Origin of the sequence: Neorhizobium sp. DAR64860/K0K1, assembly GCF_050500205.1 — a bacterium.
GTDB classification, from domain to species: domain Bacteria; phylum Pseudomonadota; class Alphaproteobacteria; order Rhizobiales; family Rhizobiaceae; genus Neorhizobium; species Neorhizobium soli.
This window is the reverse complement of sequence record NZ_CP191458.1, coordinates 883,303-906,400: the sequence shown is the minus strand read 5'-3', so window position 1 is coordinate 906,400 and position 23,098 is coordinate 883,303. Positions and strand designations below refer to the sequence as shown.

Below are 23,098 nucleotides of genomic sequence, written 5' to 3'. Positions count from 1 at the left end.
GTGATCTCGATTGGTTCGTTGCGTTGGGTGGCGCTCGCAGGCAGCCAACAGTTACCCGTCAGGCCTGCTCGAACTCGATCAGCGCGCCCTGGAAGTCCTTGGGGTGAACGAAGATCACCGGTTTGCCGTGTGCGCCGATCTTCGGCTGACCATCGCCCAGAATCCGTGCGCCCGTCTCGACGATCCTTGCGGAGGCGGCTTTAATGTCGTCGACCTCGAAGCACAGGTGGTGGATGCCGCCGGACGGGTTCTTGTCCAGAAAGCTCGTGATCGGTGACGTCTCTCCGAAGGGGTGGAGAAGCTCGATCTTGGTGTTGAGCAGTTCGACGAAGACAACGGTCACGCCGTGCTCGGCCAAATCCTGCGGTGCGGAGACCGAAGCGCCGAGGCCGCGATACTGATCGGCTGCCGCTACCAGATCCGGCACCGCGATTGCCACGTGATTGAGCTTCCCGATCATCGTTCCTCACACATTTCTGCGCTTCCCTTCAAGGAGATCGATCACGGCGTTGGCGGCATCGAGGACGTTTGTACCGGGCCCGAACACGGCAGCGACGCCGTTTTGGAGGAGGTAGTCGTAGTCCTGTCGCGGAATGACGCCGCCGACTACCACAATGGTATCCTTCGCACCCTTGCGCCTGAGCGCCTCGACCAGTTGCGGGGCAAGCGTCCTGTGACCGGCGGCCAGCGACGACATGCCGACCACCTGGACCTTTTGCTTTATCGCCAGATCCGCAGCTTCGTCCGGAGTCTGGAACAGCGGGCCGGCCAGAACCTCGAAGCCGATATCGCCGAAGGCCGAGGCGATGACCTTTGCGCCACGATCGTGGCCGTCCTGGCCAAGCTTTGCGACCATGATCCGCGGCTTGGAATTGGACGATGTGTATTCGGCAAGGCGCTTCGTCAGCGTCTCGTATTCCGGGTCGCCCTCATAGGCGGGGCCATAGATATCGCTGACCACGTCAGGCACGGCCGCATGATCGCCGAACGCCTTGCGCATCGCGTCCGACATCTCACCGACCGTGGCACGCGCGCGCGCTGCCTCGACCGCAGCCGCCAGAAGATTGCCGCGGCCCGACGTCGCGACGTCGCCAAGGGCTGCAAGCGTCGTTGCCACCTTTTGCGGATCGCGCTTGCGGCGCACGTCTTCCAGCCGCTCGATCTGGCCGTTGCGCACGGCCGTATTGTCGATGGCGAGGATGTCGATATCGTCTTCTGTTTCAAGCCTGTATTTGTTGACGCCGACGATGATTTCCTCGCCGCGGTCGACCTTGACCTGGCGCAGTGTTGCGGCCTCCTCGATCAGACGCTTCGGAAGGCCGTCGGCGACGGCCTTGGTCATGCCGCCGAGCGCCTCGATCTCCTCGATCAGGGCCCAGGCCTTTTCCGCGAGCTCGCTGGTCAGGCTTTCTACATAGTAGGAGCCGGCGAGCGGATCGACGACTTTGGTGACGCCGGTTTCGTGGGCGAGGATCAGCTGCGTGTTGCGCGCGATGCGGGCGGAGAATTCGGTCGGCAGCGCCATCGCTTCATCGAGCGCGTTGGTGTGCAGCGACTGGGTGCCGCCAAGCACGGCCGACATTGCCTCGTACGCCGTGCGGATGACGTTGTTGTAGGGATCCTGCTCGGCCAGCGAGACGCCGGAAGTCTGGCAGTGGGTGCGCAGCATCAGCGATCCCGGTTTCTTCGGCGCGAACTCTTCCATAATCCTCGACCATAGAAGACGGGCGGCGCGCAGCTTCGCCGCCTCCATGAAGAAGTTCATGCCGATGGCGAAGAAGAAGGAAAGACGTCCGGCGAACTCGTCGACATCGAGGCCCTTGGCGATCGCGGCACGCACATATTCGCGACCGTCGGCGAGCGTGAAGGCCAGTTCCTGGACCAGCGTCGCACCCGCCTCCTGCATGTGATAGCCGGAAATGGAGATCGAGTTGAAGCGCGGCATTTCTCTTGCGGTGTATTCGATGATGTCCGCAACGATCCGCATCGAGGGTTCGGGCGGATAGATATACGTGTTGCGGACCATGAACTCCTTGAGGATGTCGTTCTGGATGGTGCCCGAAAGCTGCGAGCGCTCGCAACCCTGTTCCTCGCCGGCGACGATGAAAGAGGCAAGGATAGGGATCACCGCACCGTTCATGGTCATCGACACGGACATGTCTTTCAGCGGAATGCCGTCGAACAGGATCTTCATGTCCTCGACCGAGTCGATCGCGACGCCGGCCTTGCCGACATCGCCCTCGACGCGCGGGTGGTCGCTGTCGTAGCCGCGGTGGGTGGCAAGGTCGAAGGCGACGGACAAGCCCTTCTGGCCGGCAGCCAGATTACGCCGGTAAAAGGCATTGGAAGCCTGCGCCGTCGAAAAACCGGCATATTGGCGAATCGTCCAGGGTCGACCGGCATACATGGTTGCACGCGGACCGCGCACGAAAGGCTTGATCCCAGGCATCGTATCGAGATGCGAGATGCCGTCGAGATCGTCTGCCGTATAGAGCGGCTTGATGTCGATCCCTTCCGCCGTGTGCCAGACCAGCGTGTCAGGTGAAGCCTTCAGCTCCCGCTCGGCAAGAGCTTTCCAGGCCTGGGTCTTTTCCCCGGTATCTTTTGACAAAAGCATCCCCCTCAGCGCTTCGTTTCAATCGACAGCCTATCAGGTATCGCCTCAGCCAGCCGGGTCAAGCCTTTCGAAAGAACTACGGGTTCAGCTTTTCGAGATGAAGGAGCAATCCGCTGTGATCGAGCGGCCCGCCGCCGTCCTCGACGAAATCCGTGAACTCCGCCCTCACTCCACTGGTCAAAGGCAGCGTGAGGGAAAGGGCGTCGGCAACGTCCATGACGGCGTTGAGATCCTTCAACTGGTTCTTTGCCGTGCCACCCGGCTCGAACGTCCGCTCGACCATGCGGCGACCATGAATTTCGAGGATGCGACTGTCGGCGAAACCGCCGCGGATTGCGTTGCGGAAGGCTTCGCGGGAAGCGCCACCGGCTTCGACAAGGATCATGGCTTCGGCCACCGCGCCGATCGTGACCGCAACGATCTGCTGGTTGGCGAGCTTGCAGATTTGTCCCGCGCCGCTGGGACCCACATGCGTTACCCGGCCCATTGCCGAAAATATGTCGTGGAGGCTTGCGACCACATCCGCATCGCCGCCCGCCATGATCGCCAGCGTGCCAGCCTCGGCACCGACGACACCACCGGACACCGGCGCATCCACATGGGCAATGCCCAATTCCTCAAGCTTTGCTGAATGCTCCTTGGCAATGGCAGGGGCAATTGAACTCATGTCGATCACCTTGGCGCCGGCAGCCAGACGCTCGGCACAACCGCTTTCGAACAGCACGTCGCCGACGACCTTGCCATCCGTCAGCATGGTGATGACGATATAGGCGCCATCGACGGCCTCTGCCGGAGACGGCGCGACCGTCGCGCCATTGCTCTCGAGCGCCTTGGCCTTATCCGGATTGCGGTTCCAGACGGTGAGAGAATATCCCGCCTGAAGCAGCCGGCGCGCCATCGGCGCACCCATCAGACCTGTTCCGAGGAAGGCAATCTTTTCCGAGGGGTTTGCGACAGTCATTGCAGCTTCCCTCCAAGTTCATCCTCGATATGAACCTGGATGATCTCGTCGAAGTTCTTCTCGGCCGTAAACCCCAGTTCGATCGCGCGTTTTGCCTCGAAACCCGGTGCCCAGCCTGCGACCATCTTCATGATCATCTCGTTCGGCTCGCGCCGGATGAGGCTAACCGCCTTGTCGCCCGCGATCCGCCGCAGTGCTTCGATCTGATCGCCGACCGTGGCGCTGACGCCTGGCATCGAAAGGCTTCTCTGCGATCCAAGCTGCGCCAGATCGAGATCCGCTGCGTGAACAAGATACCCCACCGCCGAGCGCGGCGACGTGTGCCAGTGACGGGTGCTTTCCGGCACCGGCAGAATGGCCTCCTCGCCGATCAGCGGTTCGCGCAGGATATTGGAAAAGAAGCCGGATGCGGCCTTGTTCGGCTTGCCCGGTCTGATGCAGACGGTGGGCAGGCGGATGCCGATGCCATCGAAAAAGCCGCGACGCGAATAGTCTGCCAACAACAGTTCGGATATCGCCTTCTGGGTGCCGTAGCTGGTGAGCGGCGTCAGGTGGAAATCATCCGGGATCGACGGCGGCAAGGGCGCGCCGACCACGGCGATGGACGATGTAAAGACCACGCGCGGCTTGTAGCCGTCAGCCTGGTGGGCCAGGCGGATCGCATCGAACAGATAGCGCGTGCCGTCGAGATTGATCCGGTAACCCTTGTCGAAATCGAGTTCGGCTTCGGCCGAGACGATGGCCGCGAGGTGATAGATCAGATCCGGGCGACCTTCGACCAGGGTTTCGGCAACGCTCGGCGTCGACAGGTCCACCGCAAAACTGTCGACCGCTATGGCCGTTTCTGGCTTTTCCGGACTGACCACATCGACCAGCGTCAGTTTTTCAATCGCATGGCCACCGACCGCTCCCTCCCGAAGCAGCCGCGTCATGAGTTTGCGCCCGACCATTCCGGCCGCGCCGATAATCAAGATATGCATGGAACCTCCCTTTTCCGAAGAGTTCGCAGAGCGTTGCGAACCCGGCATGATTTTTCTTGTACGGTTGTCTGATAACCTTATATGGTTTGTCCAGCCTTACCGGGTGAAAAAGAGGTTATCAAGAAGCCGCGCCTTTCCAAAGAGCGGACGGATGAGCCCAAGGGAGAGACATCATGGCATTGGATCTTGAGGATAGCCCGGCGCTTTCGCTGACCGCCTCGTTGGGCAGCGATATCGTGATCCGCGACGAGACCGAGATTGCGCGCTACTGCCGCGACTGGCACGGCGACGTTTCCAGCAGCGCCGTTGCAGTTCTCCGGCCCCGCTCGACGCAGGACGTCGCCGCCTGTGTAAAGGCCTGTCGCGCGCTGAACCTGGCGATCGTTCCGCAGGGCGGCAATACCGGCCTCGTGCTCGGCGGCATACCTGATGATCCGGTACGCCAGGTCGTGATCAGCCTGGAGCGGATGAGCGCGATCCGCAATATCGACGCAGATGACTTTTCCGCCGTGGTCGAGGCCGGGTGCATCCTCTCCGAACTCAAGGACGCGATCGCCGACAAGGCGATGTTCTTTCCGCTTGCGCTTGGCGCGCAGGGCAGCTGCCGGATTGGCGGCAACGTCTCGACCAATGCCGGCGGCATCAACGTGCTGCGCTACGGCATGACCCGCGAGCTTGTGCTCGGGCTTGAGGTGGTGCTGCCCGACGGCTCGATCCTCAACGGGCTCTCGACCCTGCGCAAGGACAACCGCGGCATTGACCTCAAGCAACTGTTCATCGGCGCCGAGGGCACGCTCGGGATCATCACCGCTGTCTCGGTAAAGCTTACCCCCTACCCCGATCAGGTTGCGACTGCGCTGCTCGGCCTTGCCTCACTCGAGGACGTGATTACCCTTTTCCGGCGGGCGCGCCGGGATTGCTGCGATCTGATGTCGGCCTTTGAATTCATGCCGCCTCTCGCCTTGACGCTCGCGAGAGAAGCGATCCCCGACCTGCCGTTGCCGATGTCGGGCGATTATCCGGCCTATGTCCTGATGGAGATATCCGGATGCGGCCTTGTCGACATCCAGGACCTGATGGAGCGCTTTCTGGAAGGCGTGATGGAGGACGGTCTCGTCCTCGACGGGACACTCGCATCCTCTCAGGCGCAGGCAAAAAACCTCTGGCTGATCCGCGAGGGCATGAACGAGGGACAGGCAAAGCGGGGCGCACATATGCGAAGCGATGTCTCCGTGCCACTGTCGCAACTGCCGGCCTTCGTCCGTGATGCGGAAGACGCGATCCATGCCGCCCTGCCCGATTGCATCTGCGTGTCCTACGGACATGTCGGCGATGGCAATGTTCATCTCAACTGTTTGCCGCCTTCGGATCTTTCGGCAGCGGACAAAGCTGAACGGATCTATCGGTCGAAGACCGTGCTCAATGAGGTGGTGGACCAATATGCCGGCAGCATCAGCGCCGAACACGGCATCGGCCGCCTGAAGCAGATGGATTTCGAAACCAGACTGCCCGAGGTAAAACGCAGGTTGCTGACTGCGATCAAACGGGCGATCGATCCCGACCTCGTGATGAACCCAGGATGCCAGTTGAATTTATCGGCAGAGTCGTAGAAACCATCCGGAACAGGAAGGCGGCCTTGGCTTTGACGGATTTCAACCAGATCAGGCGCAACGCGCATCTACCGGCCCGGATCGCCGCGGAAATCGGACGCGAGATCGTCGAGGGACGGATCGCGTCCGGAGAAAAGCTGCCGACCGAACATCTGCTTGCCCAGACATTCGGCGTCAGCAGATCGGTCGTGCGCGAAGCCATTGCACAGTTGCGCAATGAAGGACTGGTGGAGACACGCCAGGGCGTCGGTGCCTTTGCAACGGAAATGGATCGTCGACAGATGATCCGCGTCGAGCCGGCCGACCTGTCCGATCCCGAGAATTTCCGAGACCTGTTTCAGCTGCGTCTGGCGCTCGAAGTCGAGGCGGCAGCGCTTGCGGCCGTCAGCCATACGCCTGATGATCTGAAGCGTCTCGACGAGGTTCTGGCTCAGATGACCGGTGCTGCCAAATGGACCGAGGAAGGCATCGCTGCCGATCTCGCCTTCCACCGTGCGGTCGCGGCTGCCACCCGCAACGATTATTTCATCCAGTTCATCGGCTTCATCGCCGAGCGCATCCAGCTCACCATCAACGCCGCGAGGGCGAAGGCCGTGCTTGAAGAGATCGTGGAAGTGACGATCGCCGAGCATGTGGCAATCCGCGATGCGATTGCGGCCCGCGACGCATCCCGGGCACGCAGCGCCATGCGCGATCATCTCGATGGCGCGTCCGGCCGTCTCAATCTGGAACTTACCGTTCCCTGAGGGCAGACCTCAAAAGGCCAGAGCGGGGAAGTGTCCCTCCCCCGCCCCTTTCGACGTTATTCTGCCGCGATAGCTGCGGTGCGGTCGTTTAGGGCCATAAGGCCTTTCGCCCGTTCCAGACTCGCAGGCTGTTCGGCATGGTAGCGGCGTCCGATTTCCATCATCAGCACGGTGCCGGGCAGGAAGGTGAGTTCGGAGAAGATATCTTCCCAGTCGATGTCGCCCCAGCCGAGCGGCATGTGCAGATCGCCGATGCCGAGCGCAGTGTTTTCCTGCACGTGGAAACCCTTGTAGAAAGCCTGTGGGCGGCCGAAGCTGTCATGAACATGCAGATGGCCGGCGACAGACGCCATGGCCCGCAGCTCCTCGCGGAAGTTCAGGCCGCGATAGGTCGACTCGATATAGGCGTGGCTGAAGTCGATCAATGCCACGAGGTTCGGATGTCCGATGGTTTTGACCGTTTCGGCGATCTGGGTCGGTGTCTGGCGATACTGGCCGGGCTCCGTGGTGAAGATGTTTTCGAATGCTACCCGGACACCGTAAGGCTTGCAGAATTCGGCAAGTTCGAACAGCGCTTCGCGTTCGCGGGCGTCGGCCTCGGCACGCTCCATGATCTGCTCGGCGCGCAGGTTACCGCCGTGCTGCACCAGGATGCCGGCACCGATCCGATCGCAGATCTGCGCAAGCGCCTTGGCGGCGTCGAGCTGGTAGCGGCAGGTTTCCGGCTCCATGAAGTTCGAGGAGACGAGGCCATGAACCGTGTAGCGGAAGTCGAACTGCTTTGTCAGCGCCACAAGCCGATCGGCGCGCTCTTCGATGATGCGTCCGCCAGCGATGAGATCGAGGCTGGTCAGGCCGAGTTCGACGGTATCGACGCCGATCTCGCTCAGGATGCGAAGTTCCTTTTCTAGGCTTTCAAGCTCTCCATTGGTGGAGCCGGCATTGAAGCCTGTGCCGATGATGTTGCTCATTGTCGTATTCCTTTTCAGGCAGGTTCGGATTGGAACTGGGTTTCGCGTCTCAGCTTGAGTGCGAGGTCCGGGCTGTCGGAGGTCAGGTGACCGATGCCCCGTTCGAGCCAGCGCCGGATCAGCGCCTCGTCGTTCAGGGTCCAGACGCAAAGGTTTTCGATTGGAAGCTTGCGGGTGATAAGCTGCCATTCGGCATCCATCAGCTCGTGGTGGATGGCAACGATATCGGCGAGGCCGTCGACCTTCTCAAGGAAGCGTTCAAGGCCATCCTGCTTCTCGGCCCATGCCGCATTCACCGATACGAGGCGCGCAATATCAGGAGCAACACGCCGGCATTCCTCAAGAACGGAAAGATCGAAGGAGGTCAGATGGCAGCGCTCCGCCAGACCGAACCGCTCGATTTCGGCCACGACTTTTTCGGTGATGCCCGGATAGGGTTGCTGTGCTTCGTCGGACTTGATTTCCACATGCAACTGCTTGCCCTCGGATTCCGCCAGGACGGCGAGAACGTCGGCCAATGTCGGCACCGTGTCATCAGAACCGGAGAGATGCGTTTCGCCGCGCATGTCAGGTGTCAGCGAGCGGACGGGACCGCTCTTGTCCGTCGTGCGATCGAGCGTCGCGTCGTGGATCACGACCAGTTCGCCGGCATCGGTCAGATGCACGTCGAATTCGATCGCATCCACACCGAGATCGAGCACGTTGCGAAAGCCGGTCAGAGAGTTTTCGGGCCAGAGATTGCGGGCTCCCCGGTGGCCGGTGATCTTCGTCATTGTGGTCTCCTGAAGTGTGATCAGCGAAGGGTCGGATCGAGCTTGTCGCGCAGCCAGTCGCCGACGAGCGAGATGGAAAGCGTCGTCACCATGATGACGAAGGCCGGCGCCAGCATGATCCACGGCGCCCGCGTCAGGTATTCGCGGCCGAAGCCCACCATGTTGCCAAGGCTCGTTTCCGGCGGCTGCACGCCGAGCCCCAAAAACGAAAGCCCGCTTTCCATCAGGATGATTTCCGGAAAAGTCAGCGTCATCGAGACGATTAGGGTCGAAGCAACGTTCGGCAGGATGTGGTGAAGATAGACGCGTCCAGGCGTGGCGCCGAGCTGCACCACGGCAGACGCATAGCCTTGCGCGCTTGCCGAAATCGCGAGGCCGCGGGCGATACGGGCATAGCGCTCCCAGCCGTAAAAGCCCATCAGACCGATCAAAAGCGGCATCGACGAACCGAAGAAGGCAAGCACGGCGAGCGACATGATGAGGAACGGCAGGGCCGCCTGGAAATCGGCAAGAACCAGGACGAAATGCTCGACCGCGCCCCGAAACTTTGCCGCGGCAAAGCCGAGCACGGTACCGAACACGGCGGAGATGATCGTTGCACCAAAGGCGATCGCCAGCGACACACGGATCGACTGAAGCAGGCGCGACAGGACATCGCGCCCCAGCTCATCCGTACCCAGCAGATGCGCGGGATTGCCCGGCAGCGACAGACGGGCGCGCAGATCCATGGCGGTAATGCCATAGGGGCGGATGACATCTGCGAACACGGCAACCAGGACCATCCCGATCAGCCAGACGATGCCGAAGGAAACGGAGAACGGAACCTTGCGGACCTGCTTGATGAAGCGGGTGAAGAGAGACAGGTTGGGTGATTGTGGGCGGGCGATATCAGTAACAGTCATGACCGGCCTCCTCTCTAGTGAGCGCTCTGGGCGCGAAGCCGTGGATCGAGAAAGCCGTACAGCAGGTCGACGATAAGGTTCGACACGACCATGGTTGCGGCGACCAGGAGCAGGATGCACTGGACCACAGCGAGATCCCGGTTGCTGACCGAGACGACGAGCAGGCGACCGATGCCGGGCCAGGAGAAGATCGATTCCACCACGACCGCGCCGGCGATCAACGTGCCGACCATGAACCCGACGATGGTGACGATGGGAACTGCCGCATTCGGCAGCGCATGCTTCCAGACGACATCCTGCCACTTCATCCCCTTGGCAGAAGCCGTGCGGATATAGGGCTGGCCCATCACCTCGATCATCGCACTTCTCGAAAAGCGCGCGAGAATGCCGATACCGCCGATGCTCATCGTCAGCGTCGGCAGGATGCCGTGCTGCCACGTGTCCTGCCCACCGGATGGAAGCAGCCCGAGCGTGATCGAAAAGATCAGCACCAGAAGCAGGCCCATGACGAAGGACGGAATGGTGAAGCCGAAAATGGCAGCCAGAATAACGCCGCGATCGATCGCGCTCTGGCGATGCAGGGCCGCATAGACGCCGGCCGGGATGCCGATCACGACCTTCAGGAACAGCGCCGGGATCGTCAGCTGAAGGGTTGCCGGAATGCGCTCGATCACCAGCTGCATGGCCGAGGCCTTGTCACGCATGGAGACGCCGAAATCGCCGGTGAAGATCGCCCGGATATAGGAGAGGTACTGGATCCACAGCGGCTGATCGAGGCCCCAGGCCTTGCGGAAGGCATCGACGGATTCTTGCGGAACATCGGGACCAAGCATGACCTGGGCCGGATCACCCGACAGCCGCAACACGACGAAGGCAAAGGTGATGACGGCAAGGATGGTGATGAGCGCGCGAAGAAGGCGGATGGAAGCGAAACGAAACATCGGGAATTCCTTTAGGCCGCGACCGACGCCTCGGCGCGGGTCACCATGTGACAGGCCGCGGTTCGGCCGTCGGCAACCGACAGAAGCTGCGGCACGCTGGTGCGGCAGATATCGGCGGCGAGCGGGCAGCGGGGATGGAAGGCACAGCCGGATGGGCGGTTGGCAGGGTTCGGCGGCTCTCCCTGCAGGATGACGCGGCCTTGAAGCAGCTTGCCCGGCACCGGCACACTGGACACCAGCGCCTTGGTATAGGGATGCAGCGGCGTCTTGAAGATGACGTCCGAGGACGCCTCCTCGACGATACGGCCGAGATACATGACGGCGACGCGGTCGGCGATATTGCGCACCACTTTCAGGTCATGGCTGATGAACACCATGGCGATGTGGTTTTTCTCCTGCAGGTCGCGCAGCATGTTGACCACTTGCGCCTGGATCGACACGTCGAGCGCCGAAACTGGTTCGTCGCAAACCAGAAGCTTCGGCCGCGACGCAAGCGCCCTCGCAATGACGGCGCGCTGACGCTGACCACCCGAAAGCTCGTGCGGATAGCGCCCGGCCTGATCCGGTCTCAGTCCCACAGCCGACATCAGCTCGGCGACGCGCGTTTCCCGATGGGGCTTCGGCACGAGGTTGTGGATGGCGAGCGGCTCGCCGATCTGCTCGGCAATCGTCAGACGGCGGTCGAGCGCTGCCAGCGGATCCTGATAGACGAACTGCATTTTTGCCCGCAATGCACGCCATTCTGGCGTTGCAAGCTTCGGCATCGGCTTGCCTTCGAAGAGAGCATGCCCTTCCTGCGGCGGATCGATACCCAGCAGCATGCGGCCGAGCGTGGACTTGCCGGAACCGGACTCGCCGACGATGCCGAGCGTCTCTCCGGGCATGACCCTGAGATCGATCCCATCGACGGCGCGGACCGGTGTCGCCCGTCCGAACATGCCCTGGCGAACCTCGTAGGTTCTGACGAGACCTTTCGCTTCGATGAGCGGCGTTTTGAAGTGCTCGCTCATGACAGCGCCTCCAGAACGCGAGCCCCAACCGGATGCGTGACGCCGATCGGAGGATGGGAACCGACGGGATGGTGACAGGACAAAAGCCGCCCGTCGTCCGTTGCCGAAAGAACCGGCATGCGGGTGCGACAGTCGATTGCGGCATGCGAACAGCGTGGCGAGAAGGCGCAGCCTTCCGGGAGGTCGCGTGGATTGGGAACGGTCCCCGGAATGGGGATCAATCGTTCGCGCGGGCCATCCAGACGCGGAATGGCATCGAAGAGACCGCGCGTATAAGGATGGCGCGGGTTGTCGAACAGGGCCTGGATCGTCCCCTGCTCCACGATACGGCCGGCATACATGACGCAGGCGCGCTCGCAGACCTGCGAGACGGCGCCCAGATCATGGCTGATAAAAATCGTCGCCATGCCGGTTTCGGCGCGCAATGCGATCAGAAGATCGAGGATCTGCGCCTGGATCGTGGCATCGAGAGCCGTTGTCGGCTCGTCCGCGACGAGAAGATCCGGCTCGCCGGCAAGTGCCATGGCGATCATCACGCGCTGACACTGGCCGCCGGAGAATTCGTGGGGAAAGAGATCGATGCGCCGGCGTGCATCCGGAATGCCGACCATGTCGAGAAGCCGCAGCGCTTCGGCTTTTGCCGCCTCCCCGTGAAGGCCGCGATGGATCGCCAGTGCTTCTGTGATCTGGCGACCGACGCGCAGAACCGGATTGAGCGAGCTGGACGGATCCTGAAAGATCATTGCGATCCGCTTGCCGCGTACGCCTTCGAGCACGTGTCGTGGCTGTGCGAGGATTTCCTGTCCGTCGACGCGGACTGATCCGCTGACCGTTGCTTTTCCGGGCAAAAGCCCGAGTGCCGCGAGCCAGGTGACGGACTTGCCGCATCCGGATTCACCCACAAGGCCGATCGCCTCTCCGCGGGCGATATCGAGATCGATACCATGCAGTACCTGAACGCCGTCGAAAGCGACCTTCAGGCCGCGCAGTTCCACAAGGTTTTTCACCATGGAACGCACCTCCATTTTATAAGCAGATGCGCCGGCCGCGATTTTCGCGGCCGGCGTGAGACATCAGAACGATCAGGCGTTCCAGTTGGCTGTACGGAAGTCCATGGCGAAGGCAGGTGCTGCCTTCCACTTCAGAGACTTCTTCATGCCGGTAAAGACGGCGTTCTGGTGCAGGACCTGATAGGCCGGGTCTTCGCGCTCGCAGATTTCCAGCATACGGGCAAAAGCCTTGTGGCGCTGGGCGCGGTCGGTCGAGGTTTCCATGATGACGGAAAGCTTGTTGACCTCCTCGTTCGTCCAGTCCTTCTTCTGCTGCGCTTCGCCGTTTGGTCCGAACTGGACGACGAGTGGCGTGATCGGATCGTTGATCGAGTTGGAAGCCGACCAGTCGCGCACACCCTTGACGCCTGCAGGATCGTGGATCTGTGCCCAGTTTTCCTTCATCTGGATCTCGACGTTGAGGCCAACCTGCTTCCACATCTCGACCATGATCTGCGCGTTTGCAGTCTGGTTGGTGTAGTAGTTGTTGAGAAGGCGATACGGGATCGCGTCGCCCTTGTAGTTGGCTTCCTTGAGAAGCTTGCGAGCAAGCTCCGGGTTGAATTCCGGAGCAGCCCAGCCTTCGACATACATGTTGGATGTTTTGAAGGAGTCGAACTGAAGGCCGGCTGGAACAACAGTCTGTCCAGCCCACAGTGCTTCCACGATCGCCTGACGGTCGATCGAATGCGTCATCGCGCGACGGACCAGCGGGTTGGCAAGAACCGGGTTCTGCGTGTTGAACGTGGAAATGCGGTGGTTCCAGATGGTCGAGCTCTGCACTTCGAGGCCCGGAGCGGCCTTGATTGCGGAGATCTGATCCGGCGGCAGGTCGCAGGCGAAGTCGTATTCACCGGAGAGCAGGCCGTTGACGCGGGAAGCGACTTCCGGAACCTCCACGAAACGGATCTGCTGCAGCGGCGGACGGCCACCCCAGTATTCATCGAAAGCGACGAGTGTCAGCGACACGTCGGGCTTGAATTCGGAGACCATGTAAGGACCGGTCGTGACCGGCTTGCGAGCCCAATCCGTATAGCTCTTGGCTTCGTCCCATGCGCGGCGGTTGGTGATCTGGCTGCCGAACGAGTAAAGGCGGCCTTCCAGCGTGATGTCAGGCGTCGCGTTGTGGAAACGCACGGTGTGCTTGTCGACGACTTCGACACCGGCCAGTGCGGGCCAGAGGCGACGAGCGACACCGGGAACGATCGCCGGCAGTTCCTTGACCGTGGTCGGCTTGTTGTCGGCTTCAAAGACGGTCTTGCCGCCCTTCGGCTCGGTATTACCAAACAGGCGTTCCTTGGAGAAGGAGAACGCAACATCTTCAGCGGTCAGTTCGTCGCCGTTGTGGAATTTCACGCCCTGACGCAGCTTCAGTTCGAGCGTCTTGTCGTCGATGCGCTTCCATTCGGTGGCGAGACTGGCAACAGGCCCCTGATTGCCCATCCAGTCGCGGCCGATCAGGCCTTCCCAGAGGTTGGGGAAGAACACGCGTTCGCCAACGTTCGACTGTTCGTTCCAGACGTCCAACGTGTTGTTGTTGGTGATCTTCTGAACGGCAATCGTCACCGATGGGCGTGTCGACTGGCTAAAGGACATGCGTGGAAGGACAATGGTGCCTGCTGCAGCTGACATCAGCCCCAAAGCGTGGCGACGGTTGATAGAAAGCATTGGATCTCTCCTGTGGGCGAGTGAATGCGTTCACGGAAAACACAATGGTTTCCGCGTCAGGTGCCACTCGAAATCGACAAACAAGTTTGAGCCAGCTGGCCGCGTGTTTCGGGAGGACCTCAACCGCGCCGCTGACTTTGCGTAGCTCTAGGGGACCAATGTTACGCGGATGTGACGTTTGTCTGTGTGTTCGATTTCCACTCGTTGACGCGATCTCCAGACGCGCTGGCCGTCAGGAAGGATAGGTTTCTCTTTGTTTCACAAACTCCGAACGATGGTTCCGCGGACCTCTTTGTCGACGGGGATCGACCGAAAATTCCCTGATGTCATCATCAGCAAACCCAAGCGGTTTTGGTCGGGCCTTGTCGGGGTGAGGTCGTGCCGGGGTATGTTTCAGGCTTCGATCGACTGCCTCTCATCAGAGCCATCAGCATCGGCGCGGTCGCGAATTCACCCTTCTCTGCCCGGCGGGTCAGGTCTCTCAGATAGCCTCCAGCAGACGTGATTTGCTCAGCGCGTTCGAGCATGCAGGCAAGCACTGTTGCGGCGTTCTCAGGCCCCATCACGATTGCTGCGCGTTCATAGACAGCTGGCGTGATGTCGAGAGTGGAACGAACAACATAGGCTGCCGTAATCAGATCCCTCCAGGACGTGATCCCGGCTCTTGGCCCATAATCGTTGATCTGGGTGCAGGCTTGCAGGACGAATGGGAGTGGTAGAGCTTTGTGTGTGGTGATCGAGCTCAAACGAGGGCGCCTTTGTCGAGTATCGCGTTGATCGTCAATCTCTTCGATTGCTGTGCCGTGCGCCAAAGTGTGTTCCGGTGCTTGTTCGGATGAAAGCCCTTTCGACACCGGTTCAGATTCAGAGATGATATTTGTTTTTGAATCCTGTATGTGGCGCTCACTTTGAGATTCATTGGCGCTCATCTCTGGTGATTTCATATTTAATTTCAATTGGTTGACGACTTCTTCACGAAGTACCGAGAGTTTTGTGAGGAGCGGCTCTGCGATATCGAGAGTGAGGACGCGCGGAATTGCCTGTAGGACGCACTGAAGATTTGTCTGTGCCTGCTCCCAGTCACCGGAAATCTTTTCATCCACGGCAAAAGTAATCAGCTTTGCGAGATCTCTTCGGCAAAGAGTAATTCTCTCTTTTGCAGCCTTGAGTTGTTCACGATTAAGAGCGATCTCCGCTGCCATCGTTTCGATCTCTCGTGCGCGTGCCAGAAGTGGTGCGAGACTGAAGCCGAAAGCATCATCGAGTTTGCCACCTGAACTGCGGCGCGCATAGCGTTTGCCGTTCGGGCTGTCCTTGCGCAGGATCAGTCCGGTTTCCACCAGCACCGAGAGATGGCGCCGAAGTGTTGCCGGTGCCATTCCACGCGCTCGAAGCGACAACTGGGCATTGGACGGGAAGACGATGAGATTGCCATCTTCGCAAAGTTCATCGCCCGGATAGAAGGTCAAAAGTGCGTCGAGCACAGTCAGTGCCCGGTCACTGATCCCGAGGGATGACCGTGATTCGCAGATCGATCGAAACAGTTTCCACTTCGATCTCTTGATTCCGGATGTGATTTCGCTGGCTTTTTGTTGGTTTGCCAACAGTCCATACGACATCGCCCGCCGCCCAAAGGGCGTCGTTACAGTTCCACTCTCCATTTTCTCTCACCTTTTTTCAGGCAAAAGAAAGCCGCTCACCGAAACGGTGCCAAAGACTCTTGACTGTGATTCATGGAAGTGCGATTCTCGATCTTGCTAGAAATCGGAGAGAGGCTTCCACGACCTTGGTCGTTCGGGGGCCTTTTTCTTTTGCTGATCAAACTCCCTTGTTGCGTTTAAATTCTGCGAAAAGCTCTGTGAGCCGTTCGCTGACGAAGTCGTCAAAACCCGGCGCGCTTTTCGCATCGAACACGAATGTCGACCGGTTTCCCGATTTGCGTATGACAACGGGCAGACCCCTCAGCTGTGCTTGAGCCGGCTTGCCACTATCCTCAGGTTTCACGGACAACTGTGTAAACGCGAGCTGGAAACGCTCGTCGCTTGTCTTTCCCTCTGCCCTGCCCTTCTGAAGGCACGAGAGCAGCATTGGAATGTTTCCGGCATTGAGCTTTTCCGACAGCTCCGTCCACCGCCTGCGGCCAATCTCAGGTGCCGGACCGATCGCATCGATGATTTCCATCGGAATCGCCCGGACCAGGCTGATCATTTTTGACAAGGCTGCCTTGTCGACGCCAAGCGCTGCCATGATGATATCGCGCGTGAACGAACGATCCTCGAGACGGGTGGCGAACAAGGCGCGTTCGATATGCGAGAGGTTCGTGCGGGCGTTGTTTTCCTGACCCTGGCTGACGACCAGCTGGTCATCGGTCAGAACGCGGACAACCGCCTTGACCTTGAGGCCCAGCTGTCGGACGGCTGCAAGTCGGCGGTGACCGTAGGCGACCTGGAACCTGCCCGACTGGTCGGGATGAGGCCGCACGAGGATCGGCACCTGCTGTCCATGCTCGCGAACCTGCTCGACCAGTTGGGAAAGCGCTTCGCCATCGATCAGCATACGGTCGGAAACAAAGGAACTGTCGATCAGCGATGGATCCAGTTCAACGACGGAAAGACCTTCCGAAAGCTGCCGCTCGAGATCCTGCGCCCTTTCCATCTTCTGCGTGATGCTGCCAAGCGTTCTCGTGATGCCACCAACGGGGACACCGCTGCGCACGGCCGGTGCCATTCCGGCTAATGGACGTGACGATTGAGCAGCCGGGGGTGCGGCAGGTGTTGGCGCTGGTGCTGAACTGTTGTCCGGCGCCGGAGGCTCGAAGATGCCGATCAGGTTTTTACGTGCCATCTGTTAGCGCCTCCCCCACACGGACCGGATCAATTCTTCAATCTCGAGGTTCACGGCATTGAGCGAGTCCATCGCCCGGTCATAGGTGCCGCGGGTGAACTGGTTGCGCTCGACCTCATACAGTGTTTGTTTCGTGACGCCGGCATCGGAGATTGCTGTCGACTTCAACATGGCGTTGTGAAGCATACGATTGCCGAAGATGGCGCGCATAAAGCCCGTCATCTGGCTCTGTGGGCCGTCATTGGGTTCAAACCGCGTCACAAGATAACGCATCCAGTCATAGCTTGTCCGCCCCCCTGCCCGCTCAACAACCGACATCAGTTCGCTGGTCATCGAGAGAAACTGCGACATCGACATGACGTCGAGCATTTGCGGGTGAACGGTAATTAAGGTCGATGTCGAGGCGCAAAGCGCCGACATGGTCAGGAAGCCGAGCTGCGGCGGGCAATCGATGACGACGACATCGTAAAGGTCTTCGATATCGGCAAGAACTTCGCCGATGCGGGCAAAGAACATCGTCGCAACCTGTCCCGACGCCATGGCCTTGGGCGTTTCGTGCTCGAACTCCATTAGTTCGAGGTTGCCCGGCAGGATATGCAGGTTCGGTGTGTAGGTGGAGCGGACAATTTCCGAAATAGGGCGCGGATCCTCATAGCGGATCGCACCATAGAGCGTCTCGCCTTCGCCCACATCGAGCTCGGGTTGATGCCCGAACAACGCCGACAGAGACGCCTGCGGATCGAGATCGATCGCGAGCGTCTTGTAGCCACGAAGGGCAAGATATTGAGACAGGTGCGCGGACGTCGTCGTCTTGCCGCTTCCGCCCTTGAAGTTCATGACGGAAATGACCTGCAGCTTTTCGCCAGGACGGCGGGCCGGTACGTATTTCGCCACGCCGTTCTTTTCGTCGAGAACATGACGAATACGATCCATGTCGGTCGGTAGGTAAACACGCCGGCCGTTCGCCAGCGGCTCGGGCCCGTATCCTTCTGCGGCAACCTGACGGAGATATCCTTCTCCGATCCCGATGAAGCTCGCGGCTTCGGCTGGCTGGAAGGGCCGGATCGTCTTTTGAGATGTCGGTGCGAAGATTTTCGCTTGATGCATCTGAAGTTGATGCGCAAGCTCCTGGGCATCTGTTGCCAGAGTCGTTGGCAAGTGCTCCTGGGGTTCGTCGACTTTCAAGCTTGGCTGCGGCATCTTTCTCTCCAACTGCGCAATTGGCGAAGTTCTTCGGAAAACTGCGCAGTTGAATATGCCCCGATTCGCACGAGTTGTACAAATGATTCAATGCAAATGAATTTTGCGCCTGTGGAGAGCAAAAGTCGCGCTCGTTGTCCGCGGACAACGAGAAGTGGGGCGGGGGTAAGGTATCAGATTCCGCTGAGTGGATCGCTCAACGTTTGCCATCTTTAACCTGTCTATAAGTGTTTATGGTGCTTGCTTATCACCATACAGATGCTAGCTTGATCCATCACGCCAGAAGCTAAACGGTTCAATCAAGCGGACGCATCCATCTAATGTCCGGTAGCGAAACCGAACGTGACGCTAGCTTTCACAACGGCATTGAACTATAACGCTTTCAATGCGTTACGATCTCTCAAAAATTGACTTTGGTGAGTTGTTCGGACCGATCTCCGCAGCGACAGCCGGCGTTGTACGACTCGATGAGCGGATCGCTAGTTCCCCCGTACGGCAAGGCTGGATCGATCGCGCCCAATTCTCGGAAGCCTGCTCGTCCCTGTGGATCGACGGGGAACTTGTCCATATCGAAGACCTTGTTCTTCATGACGCAGGGATGGCAGTTCGAGCCTCCACTCACGAATTGACAGTTGCCCATGACGTACTGCGAACGCGTCGGCGAATTGCGGCGAGCGAACCGGAATGGGCATTGAGCGCCGCCGGTCTTGTCGCGCTGAGGTCCGGTCGTCATGACGAGGCTCAAGACATTGAGATCAAAGCGGCACCGAGAGGGCTCGCAACGATCTCGCGTGACGATGATCTCGAGGATCCCTTGGCAGCTATCGATGCCGTTCTCGCGCGAAGCCAGGCGTTGCTTGCGGACGCCGTAAGCGTTCGTGCGATGAAGATACCAGGCCGGGACGCTCTCATCTATGACGAGGACTGGGACGAGGACGCTCGTCTGTCGGAATGGCGGGTGGTGTTGGACGAAACGCAGTCCATGCCGCCCCTCCTCAGGGCCGCCGTTGCGTGGGACGCTTGGTCTAACCTGCAGGTGTCGAAGCATGCGCCATGGCTTGGACGTTTGCTGGCGAGCGCGGTGTTGCGCGAAGCCGGGTTAACCGAAACGCAGTTGTCCGCGGTCAACTTCGGTCTCCGGCAGGTGTCGCGGGAGCGCAGAATGACCAGGAACCGCATGGTGAGGCTTCTCGCGTTCACGGAAGCAATTGCGCTCGCGTCCGAGCATGGCATGAAGGAGCACCAGCGGTTGTTCCTCGCCAAGCAGCAACTCGAGCGCCGTCTGGTGGGCCGGCGACAGTCGTCGCGGCTTCCCCAGCTAATCGAACTTGTCTTGTCGCGCCCGCTTGTTTCGAGCGGGATGATTGCCGACGCACTGGAGATAACCCCGCAGGGCGCGCTGAAGATTGCTGCCGAACTCAATCTTCGTGAATTTACCGGGCGAGGGCGCTTTCGCGCCTGGGGAATACTTTGATCTGACGGGTTAACGCGTTGCAAATAAAGACAAAAGCGAACTGAAACGAGTGTTCCCGGCCTTTCTATCGTCCAAACGATCCCTTAATGATGAGGGTATGTCGTGGAGGACATTAAGGGAGGTATCAATGAAGATCACGAAACTCGAAACCGTGCGAGTTGCAGAGCGCGCAAACCTGATCTGGGTTCTGGTTCATACGGATGAAGGTCTGACCGGTCTCGGCGAGACGTTCTTCGGGGCAGAGACGGTCGAAAGCTACATTCACGAATATGTTGCACCGCGGGTGCTCGGCCGCGATCCGCTTGCCATCGATCTTCTCGCACAGGACCTCGTGGGCTATGTCGGGTTCCGATCCTCGGGTGCCGAGGTGCGTGGCAACTCGGCTTTCGACATCGCGTTGTGGGATCTGTTCGGCAAGGTCACGGGCCAGCCGATCGCGCAGTTGTTGGGCGGCTTCAGCCGCAAGGAAATCCGCACCTACAATACCTGCGCCGGCACCGAGTATATCAAGAAATCCACTGGCCAGACCACGGGCAACTATGGCCTGTCGACCGGCTCGGACTACGACGATCTCAACGGGTTTCTCAACCGGGCGGACGAATTGGCACATTCGCTGCTGGAGGAGGGGATCACGGCGATGAAGATCTGGCCATTCGATGCCGCCGCCGAAAAGACGAGGGGACAGTATATTTCGCCTTCCGATCTCAACGCAGCGCTTCAGCCATTCGAAAAGATCCGCAACGCTGTCGGCGACAAGATCGACATCATGGTGGAGTTTCACTCCATGTGGCAGCTCCTGCCCGCGATGCAGATCGCCAAGGCGCTAACGCCCTACAGCACGCTCTGGCATGAAGACCCGATCAAGATGGATAGCCTGTCGAGTCTGCGTCGTTATGCCGACGTATCGCCCGCACCAATATCAGCATCTGAGACCTTGGCAACGCGCTGGGGTTTTCGGGATTATCTCGAAACGGGCGTCGCCGGCATCGTCATGCTGGACATCTCCTGGTGCGGCGGGCTGTCGGAAGCACGCAAGATTGCATCGATGGCGGAGGCTTGGCATTTGCCGATCGCTCCGCACGATTGCACAGGCCCGGTTGTCCTCGGCGCATCGACGCACCTGTCGCTTAACGCACCCAATGCGCTGGTGCAGGAAAGTGTGCGCGCCTTCTACAAGACGTGGTACCGCGATCTCGTCACCGCACTGCCTGAGGTGAAGAACGGCATGATCACGGTTCCGCCTGGTCCTGGCCTCGGAATGGACCTCAATCCAGACCTGGACAAGGTCTTCACCGTAACACGGCGTTTCTCAAACCTCGCAGACATGTAGGGCATCGCGGCATGATCGCATCCATCTCCAAGCAAATCGTCTCGGCGCGCATGGCCGGGCCCCTCATCATGCTGCTCGGCATGGTCATGTTTGCGCTTAACGACGCCATGGGGAAGTGGCTCGTTTCAAGCTACGGCCTTGGACAGGTCGTGCTTCTGCGCAGCCTCGCCGCGCTTGTCATCTTGCTGCCTTTCCTGTTCTTTCAAGGATTCGGCTCGCTGCTGAAGGTCGAACGACCCGGCATGCAGGCCCTTCGGGTGTTCTGCTCCACCGCCGAGGTTTTCTGCTTCTACTATGCCGTGATGTATCTTCCGCTCGCAGACGTCATGACCTACTGGCTCGCAGCACCGATCTATGTCGCCGCGGCCTCGCCACTGCTACTGGGTGAAAAAGTCGGCTGGCGTCGGTGGACTGCAATCGGCATCGGCTTTATCGGTGTCGTCATCACGCTCGAACCGTCGAGCGCGATGATCAGTCCGCCAGCGATCGTATCCATCTTCGGCAGTGCCGCCTTCGCGTTCATGATGATTTCAGGTCGTTTCCTGAGGGCCACCCCAGACCGGACGCTGGTCTTTTTCCAGATCGTCGGTGCGGCACTTGCAGGCCTTGCTTTCGCGCCTTTCGACTGGTCGCCGATCGCTTCTACCCGCGATTTTGGCCTGCTCGCATTGCTCGGTATAGTGGCAATGACGGCTCACGTTCTCGTAAACAGAGCATTGAAGATCTCGGATGCGGCAACGGTCGCTCCCTTACAGTACACGCTTTTGCTCTGGGCGGTTCTGTTCGGCTGGCTGTTCTTTGGCGATATGCCGAGATTCGGAATGCTGATCGGTGCAGCACTGATCGTCGGTTCCGGCGTCTTCATCTTCCTGCGCGAGCAGACGCTGAAGAAGCGCCAAAGGGTGCAGCCGATCGCGCTCGAATAGCCATGAAAAAAGCCCGCGACGGTAACGTCGCGGGCTCGTCTGCCTAAGCCTGATGCTTACTTACGGACTTCCTTAAGTTCCGCCAGGATGCCATCAACCACATCGGCACCAATCTGGTCCTTGTGCTTTTCATAGACAGCAAGCGACTTTTCACGGATGCGAGCCTGCTCCTCAGGCGACAGCGTGTTCACTTCCAGGCCGGCGGCCTTGATCTTTTCCAGAGACTTCTTGTTGAGATCGCCGATCACCTGGCGCTCCACATCGCGACCGACCACTGCGCATTCACGCAGTGCAGTCTGTTCTTCCGGTGAATAGGTGTTGAAGATCGCCTTGGAGAAGAGGAAGAGGAAAGGCGTATATGCGTGGTTGGTCTCGGTGACGTATTTCTGCACTTCGAAGAACTTCGAGGTGTCGATCGTCACATAGGGGTTTTCCTGCGCGTCGATCGCGTTGGTCTCGAGCGCCGAATAGACCTCGCCGAAGGCCATCGGGGTCGCGTTTGCACCAAGGTTCTGGAAGGTGTCGAGGAAGATGTTGTTCTGCATGACGCGAACCTTCATCCCCGAGAAATCTTCCCACTTGGTGACGGCGCGCTTGGAATTCGACAGGTTGCGGAAGCCGTTTTCCCAGTAAGCCAGATTGACCAGACCGGCGCCATCGAGCTTCTTGTTCATCTCGTCGCCAAATTTGCCGTCGAGCACCTTGTAGGCCTCCGGCGCATCGCGGAACAGGAACGGCAGGTCGAACACGCCGAGTGCCGGAATGATGCCGACGAGCGGAGACGAGGATGTGACGACGGCTTCCTGAACGCCCGAGCGCAGCGCCTGGGTTGCCTGAAGGTCGCCGCCAAGAGCGCCGCCCCAGAAAGCGGTCAGCTTCAGCTTGCCGCCGGACTTCTGGTCCAGGCATTCCTGCATGGCCTTGATGCCGTTACCCACGGGATGGTCGGCATTGATGCCGTTCGAAACGCGAATGTTGCGGCTCTTGAATTCGGCGAAGGCCGGTGCTGCTGTGGAGCAGGCAAGCGCGATCGCTGTAGTGGCAAGAAGCAGTCTCTTCATAGTAGTCCTCCCAGTTGGACGTTGATGTGAACAGG

The 23,098-nt window shown here is 59.7% G+C and carries 20 protein-coding genes; 5 read left to right on the top strand and 15 right to left on the bottom strand.

Annotated elements, in window-relative coordinates; translation table 11 throughout:
- Nucleotides 1–58: 58 nt before the first annotated feature.
- From mce to denD, 4 genes are all read right to left on the bottom strand, one after another.
- A complete protein-coding gene (mce, locus tag ACQY1J_RS04015; protein ID WP_430249475.1) occupies nucleotides 59–460 on the bottom strand; it encodes a methylmalonyl-CoA epimerase in 402 nt (133 codons plus the stop codon).
- A 6-nt stretch (nucleotides 461–466) separates the two neighbouring features.
- On the bottom strand, nucleotides 467–2,611 hold the full coding sequence (gene scpA, locus ACQY1J_RS04010) for a methylmalonyl-CoA mutase (RefSeq protein ID WP_430249473.1): 2,145 nt from the start codon (nucleotides 2,609–2,611) through the stop codon (nucleotides 467–469).
- Nucleotides 2,612–2,693: 82 nt separating this feature from the next.
- Nucleotides 2,694–3,578: an NAD(P)-dependent oxidoreductase gene (locus ACQY1J_RS04005; protein WP_430249471.1), complete on the bottom strand. Its 885-nt coding sequence runs from the start codon at nucleotides 3,576–3,578 to the stop codon at nucleotides 2,694–2,696.
- Nucleotides 3,575–4,558, bottom strand: coding sequence for a D-erythronate dehydrogenase (gene denD, locus ACQY1J_RS04000; protein ID WP_430249469.1), 984 nt, complete (start codon nucleotides 4,556–4,558; stop codon nucleotides 3,575–3,577). The genes ACQY1J_RS04005 and denD overlap by 4 nt, the downstream gene beginning before the upstream one ends.
- 173 nt (nucleotides 4,559–4,731) lie before the next feature.
- Here denD and ACQY1J_RS03995 point away from each other — a divergent pair, with 173 nt between their 5' ends.
- Nucleotides 4,732–6,168, top strand: coding sequence for an FAD-binding oxidoreductase (locus tag ACQY1J_RS03995; protein ID WP_430249467.1), 1,437 nt, complete (start codon nucleotides 4,732–4,734; stop codon nucleotides 6,166–6,168).
- 26 nt (nucleotides 6,169–6,194) lie between these two features.
- Nucleotides 6,195–6,914 (top strand): FadR/GntR family transcriptional regulator, encoded by a 720-nt coding sequence (locus tag ACQY1J_RS03990; protein ID WP_325264323.1) that lies wholly within the window; start codon nucleotides 6,195–6,197, stop codon nucleotides 6,912–6,914.
- A 56-nt stretch (nucleotides 6,915–6,970) separates the two neighbouring features.
- Here ACQY1J_RS03990 and ACQY1J_RS03985 read toward each other — a convergent pair whose 3' ends face one another.
- From ACQY1J_RS03985 to repA, 10 genes are all read right to left on the bottom strand, one after another.
- Complete coding sequence (locus ACQY1J_RS03985; protein WP_430249466.1) at nucleotides 6,971–7,885, bottom strand: TIM barrel protein; 915 nt, start codon at nucleotides 7,883–7,885, stop codon at nucleotides 6,971–6,973.
- A 14-nt stretch (nucleotides 7,886–7,899) separates the two neighbouring features.
- Nucleotides 7,900–8,658: a glycerophosphodiester phosphodiesterase family protein gene (locus tag ACQY1J_RS03980; RefSeq protein ID WP_430249465.1), complete on the bottom strand. Its 759-nt coding sequence runs from the start codon at nucleotides 8,656–8,658 to the stop codon at nucleotides 7,900–7,902.
- 20 nt (nucleotides 8,659–8,678) lie between these two features.
- Entirely contained in the window at nucleotides 8,679–9,560 is an 882-nt protein-coding gene (locus ACQY1J_RS03975; RefSeq protein ID WP_430249464.1) for an ABC transporter permease, read from the bottom strand.
- 14 nt (nucleotides 9,561–9,574) lie between these two features.
- On the bottom strand, nucleotides 9,575–10,501 hold the full coding sequence (locus tag ACQY1J_RS03970; RefSeq protein WP_062458560.1) for an ABC transporter permease: 927 nt from the start codon (nucleotides 10,499–10,501) through the stop codon (nucleotides 9,575–9,577).
- A gap of 11 nt (nucleotides 10,502–10,512) precedes the next feature.
- Entirely contained in the window at nucleotides 10,513–11,511 is a 999-nt protein-coding gene (locus ACQY1J_RS03965; protein ID WP_430249462.1) for an ABC transporter ATP-binding protein, read from the bottom strand.
- On the bottom strand, nucleotides 11,508–12,521 hold the full coding sequence (locus ACQY1J_RS03960) for an ABC transporter ATP-binding protein (protein WP_092664640.1): 1,014 nt from the start codon (nucleotides 12,519–12,521) through the stop codon (nucleotides 11,508–11,510). Before ACQY1J_RS03960 ends, ACQY1J_RS03965 begins: the two co-directional genes overlap by 4 nt.
- Before the next feature lie 72 nt (nucleotides 12,522–12,593).
- Entirely contained in the window at nucleotides 12,594–14,228 is a 1,635-nt protein-coding gene (locus ACQY1J_RS03955; RefSeq protein ID WP_113110141.1) for an ABC transporter substrate-binding protein, read from the bottom strand.
- Nucleotides 14,229–14,560: 332 nt separating this feature from the next.
- Nucleotides 14,561–15,889 (bottom strand): plasmid replication protein RepC, encoded by a 1,329-nt coding sequence (repC, locus tag ACQY1J_RS03950; protein WP_430249460.1) that lies wholly within the window; start codon nucleotides 15,887–15,889, stop codon nucleotides 14,561–14,563.
- Between the two features lie 157 nt (nucleotides 15,890–16,046).
- Entirely contained in the window at nucleotides 16,047–17,072 is a 1,026-nt protein-coding gene (repB, locus tag ACQY1J_RS03945) for a plasmid partitioning protein RepB (RefSeq protein ID WP_430249458.1), read from the bottom strand.
- A 3-nt stretch (nucleotides 17,073–17,075) separates the two neighbouring features.
- Nucleotides 17,076–18,272, bottom strand: a complete 1,197-nt coding sequence (gene repA / locus ACQY1J_RS03940; protein ID WP_430249457.1) for a plasmid partitioning protein RepA — start codon at nucleotides 18,270–18,272, stop codon at nucleotides 17,076–17,078.
- 385 nt (nucleotides 18,273–18,657) lie between these two features.
- Between repA and ACQY1J_RS03935 the strand changes: the two genes are divergently transcribed.
- The 3 genes from ACQY1J_RS03935 to ACQY1J_RS03925 all read left to right on the top strand — a co-directional run bounded on the left by ACQY1J_RS03935 (nucleotide 18,658) and on the right by ACQY1J_RS03925 (nucleotide 22,002).
- Complete coding sequence (locus ACQY1J_RS03935) at nucleotides 18,658–19,746, top strand: RHE_PE00001 family protein (protein WP_430249456.1); 1,089 nt, start codon at nucleotides 18,658–18,660, stop codon at nucleotides 19,744–19,746.
- Between the two features lie 127 nt (nucleotides 19,747–19,873).
- Nucleotides 19,874–21,076, top strand: coding sequence for a mandelate racemase/muconate lactonizing enzyme family protein (locus ACQY1J_RS03930; protein ID WP_430249455.1), 1,203 nt, complete (start codon nucleotides 19,874–19,876; stop codon nucleotides 21,074–21,076).
- An 11-nt stretch (nucleotides 21,077–21,087) separates the two neighbouring features.
- A complete protein-coding gene (locus tag ACQY1J_RS03925; protein ID WP_062576646.1) occupies nucleotides 21,088–22,002 on the top strand; it encodes a DMT family transporter in 915 nt (304 codons plus the stop codon).
- Nucleotides 22,003–22,058: 56 nt separating this feature from the next.
- Here the strand turns inward: ACQY1J_RS03925 and ACQY1J_RS03920 are convergent, their stop codons facing one another.
- Nucleotides 22,059–23,063 carry a TRAP transporter substrate-binding protein gene (locus ACQY1J_RS03920; RefSeq protein WP_062458586.1) on the bottom strand — a complete coding sequence of 335 codons (1,005 nt, stop codon included), beginning with the start codon at nucleotides 23,061–23,063 and terminating at the stop codon, nucleotides 22,059–22,061.
- Between the last annotated feature and the right edge of the window lie 35 nt (nucleotides 23,064–23,098).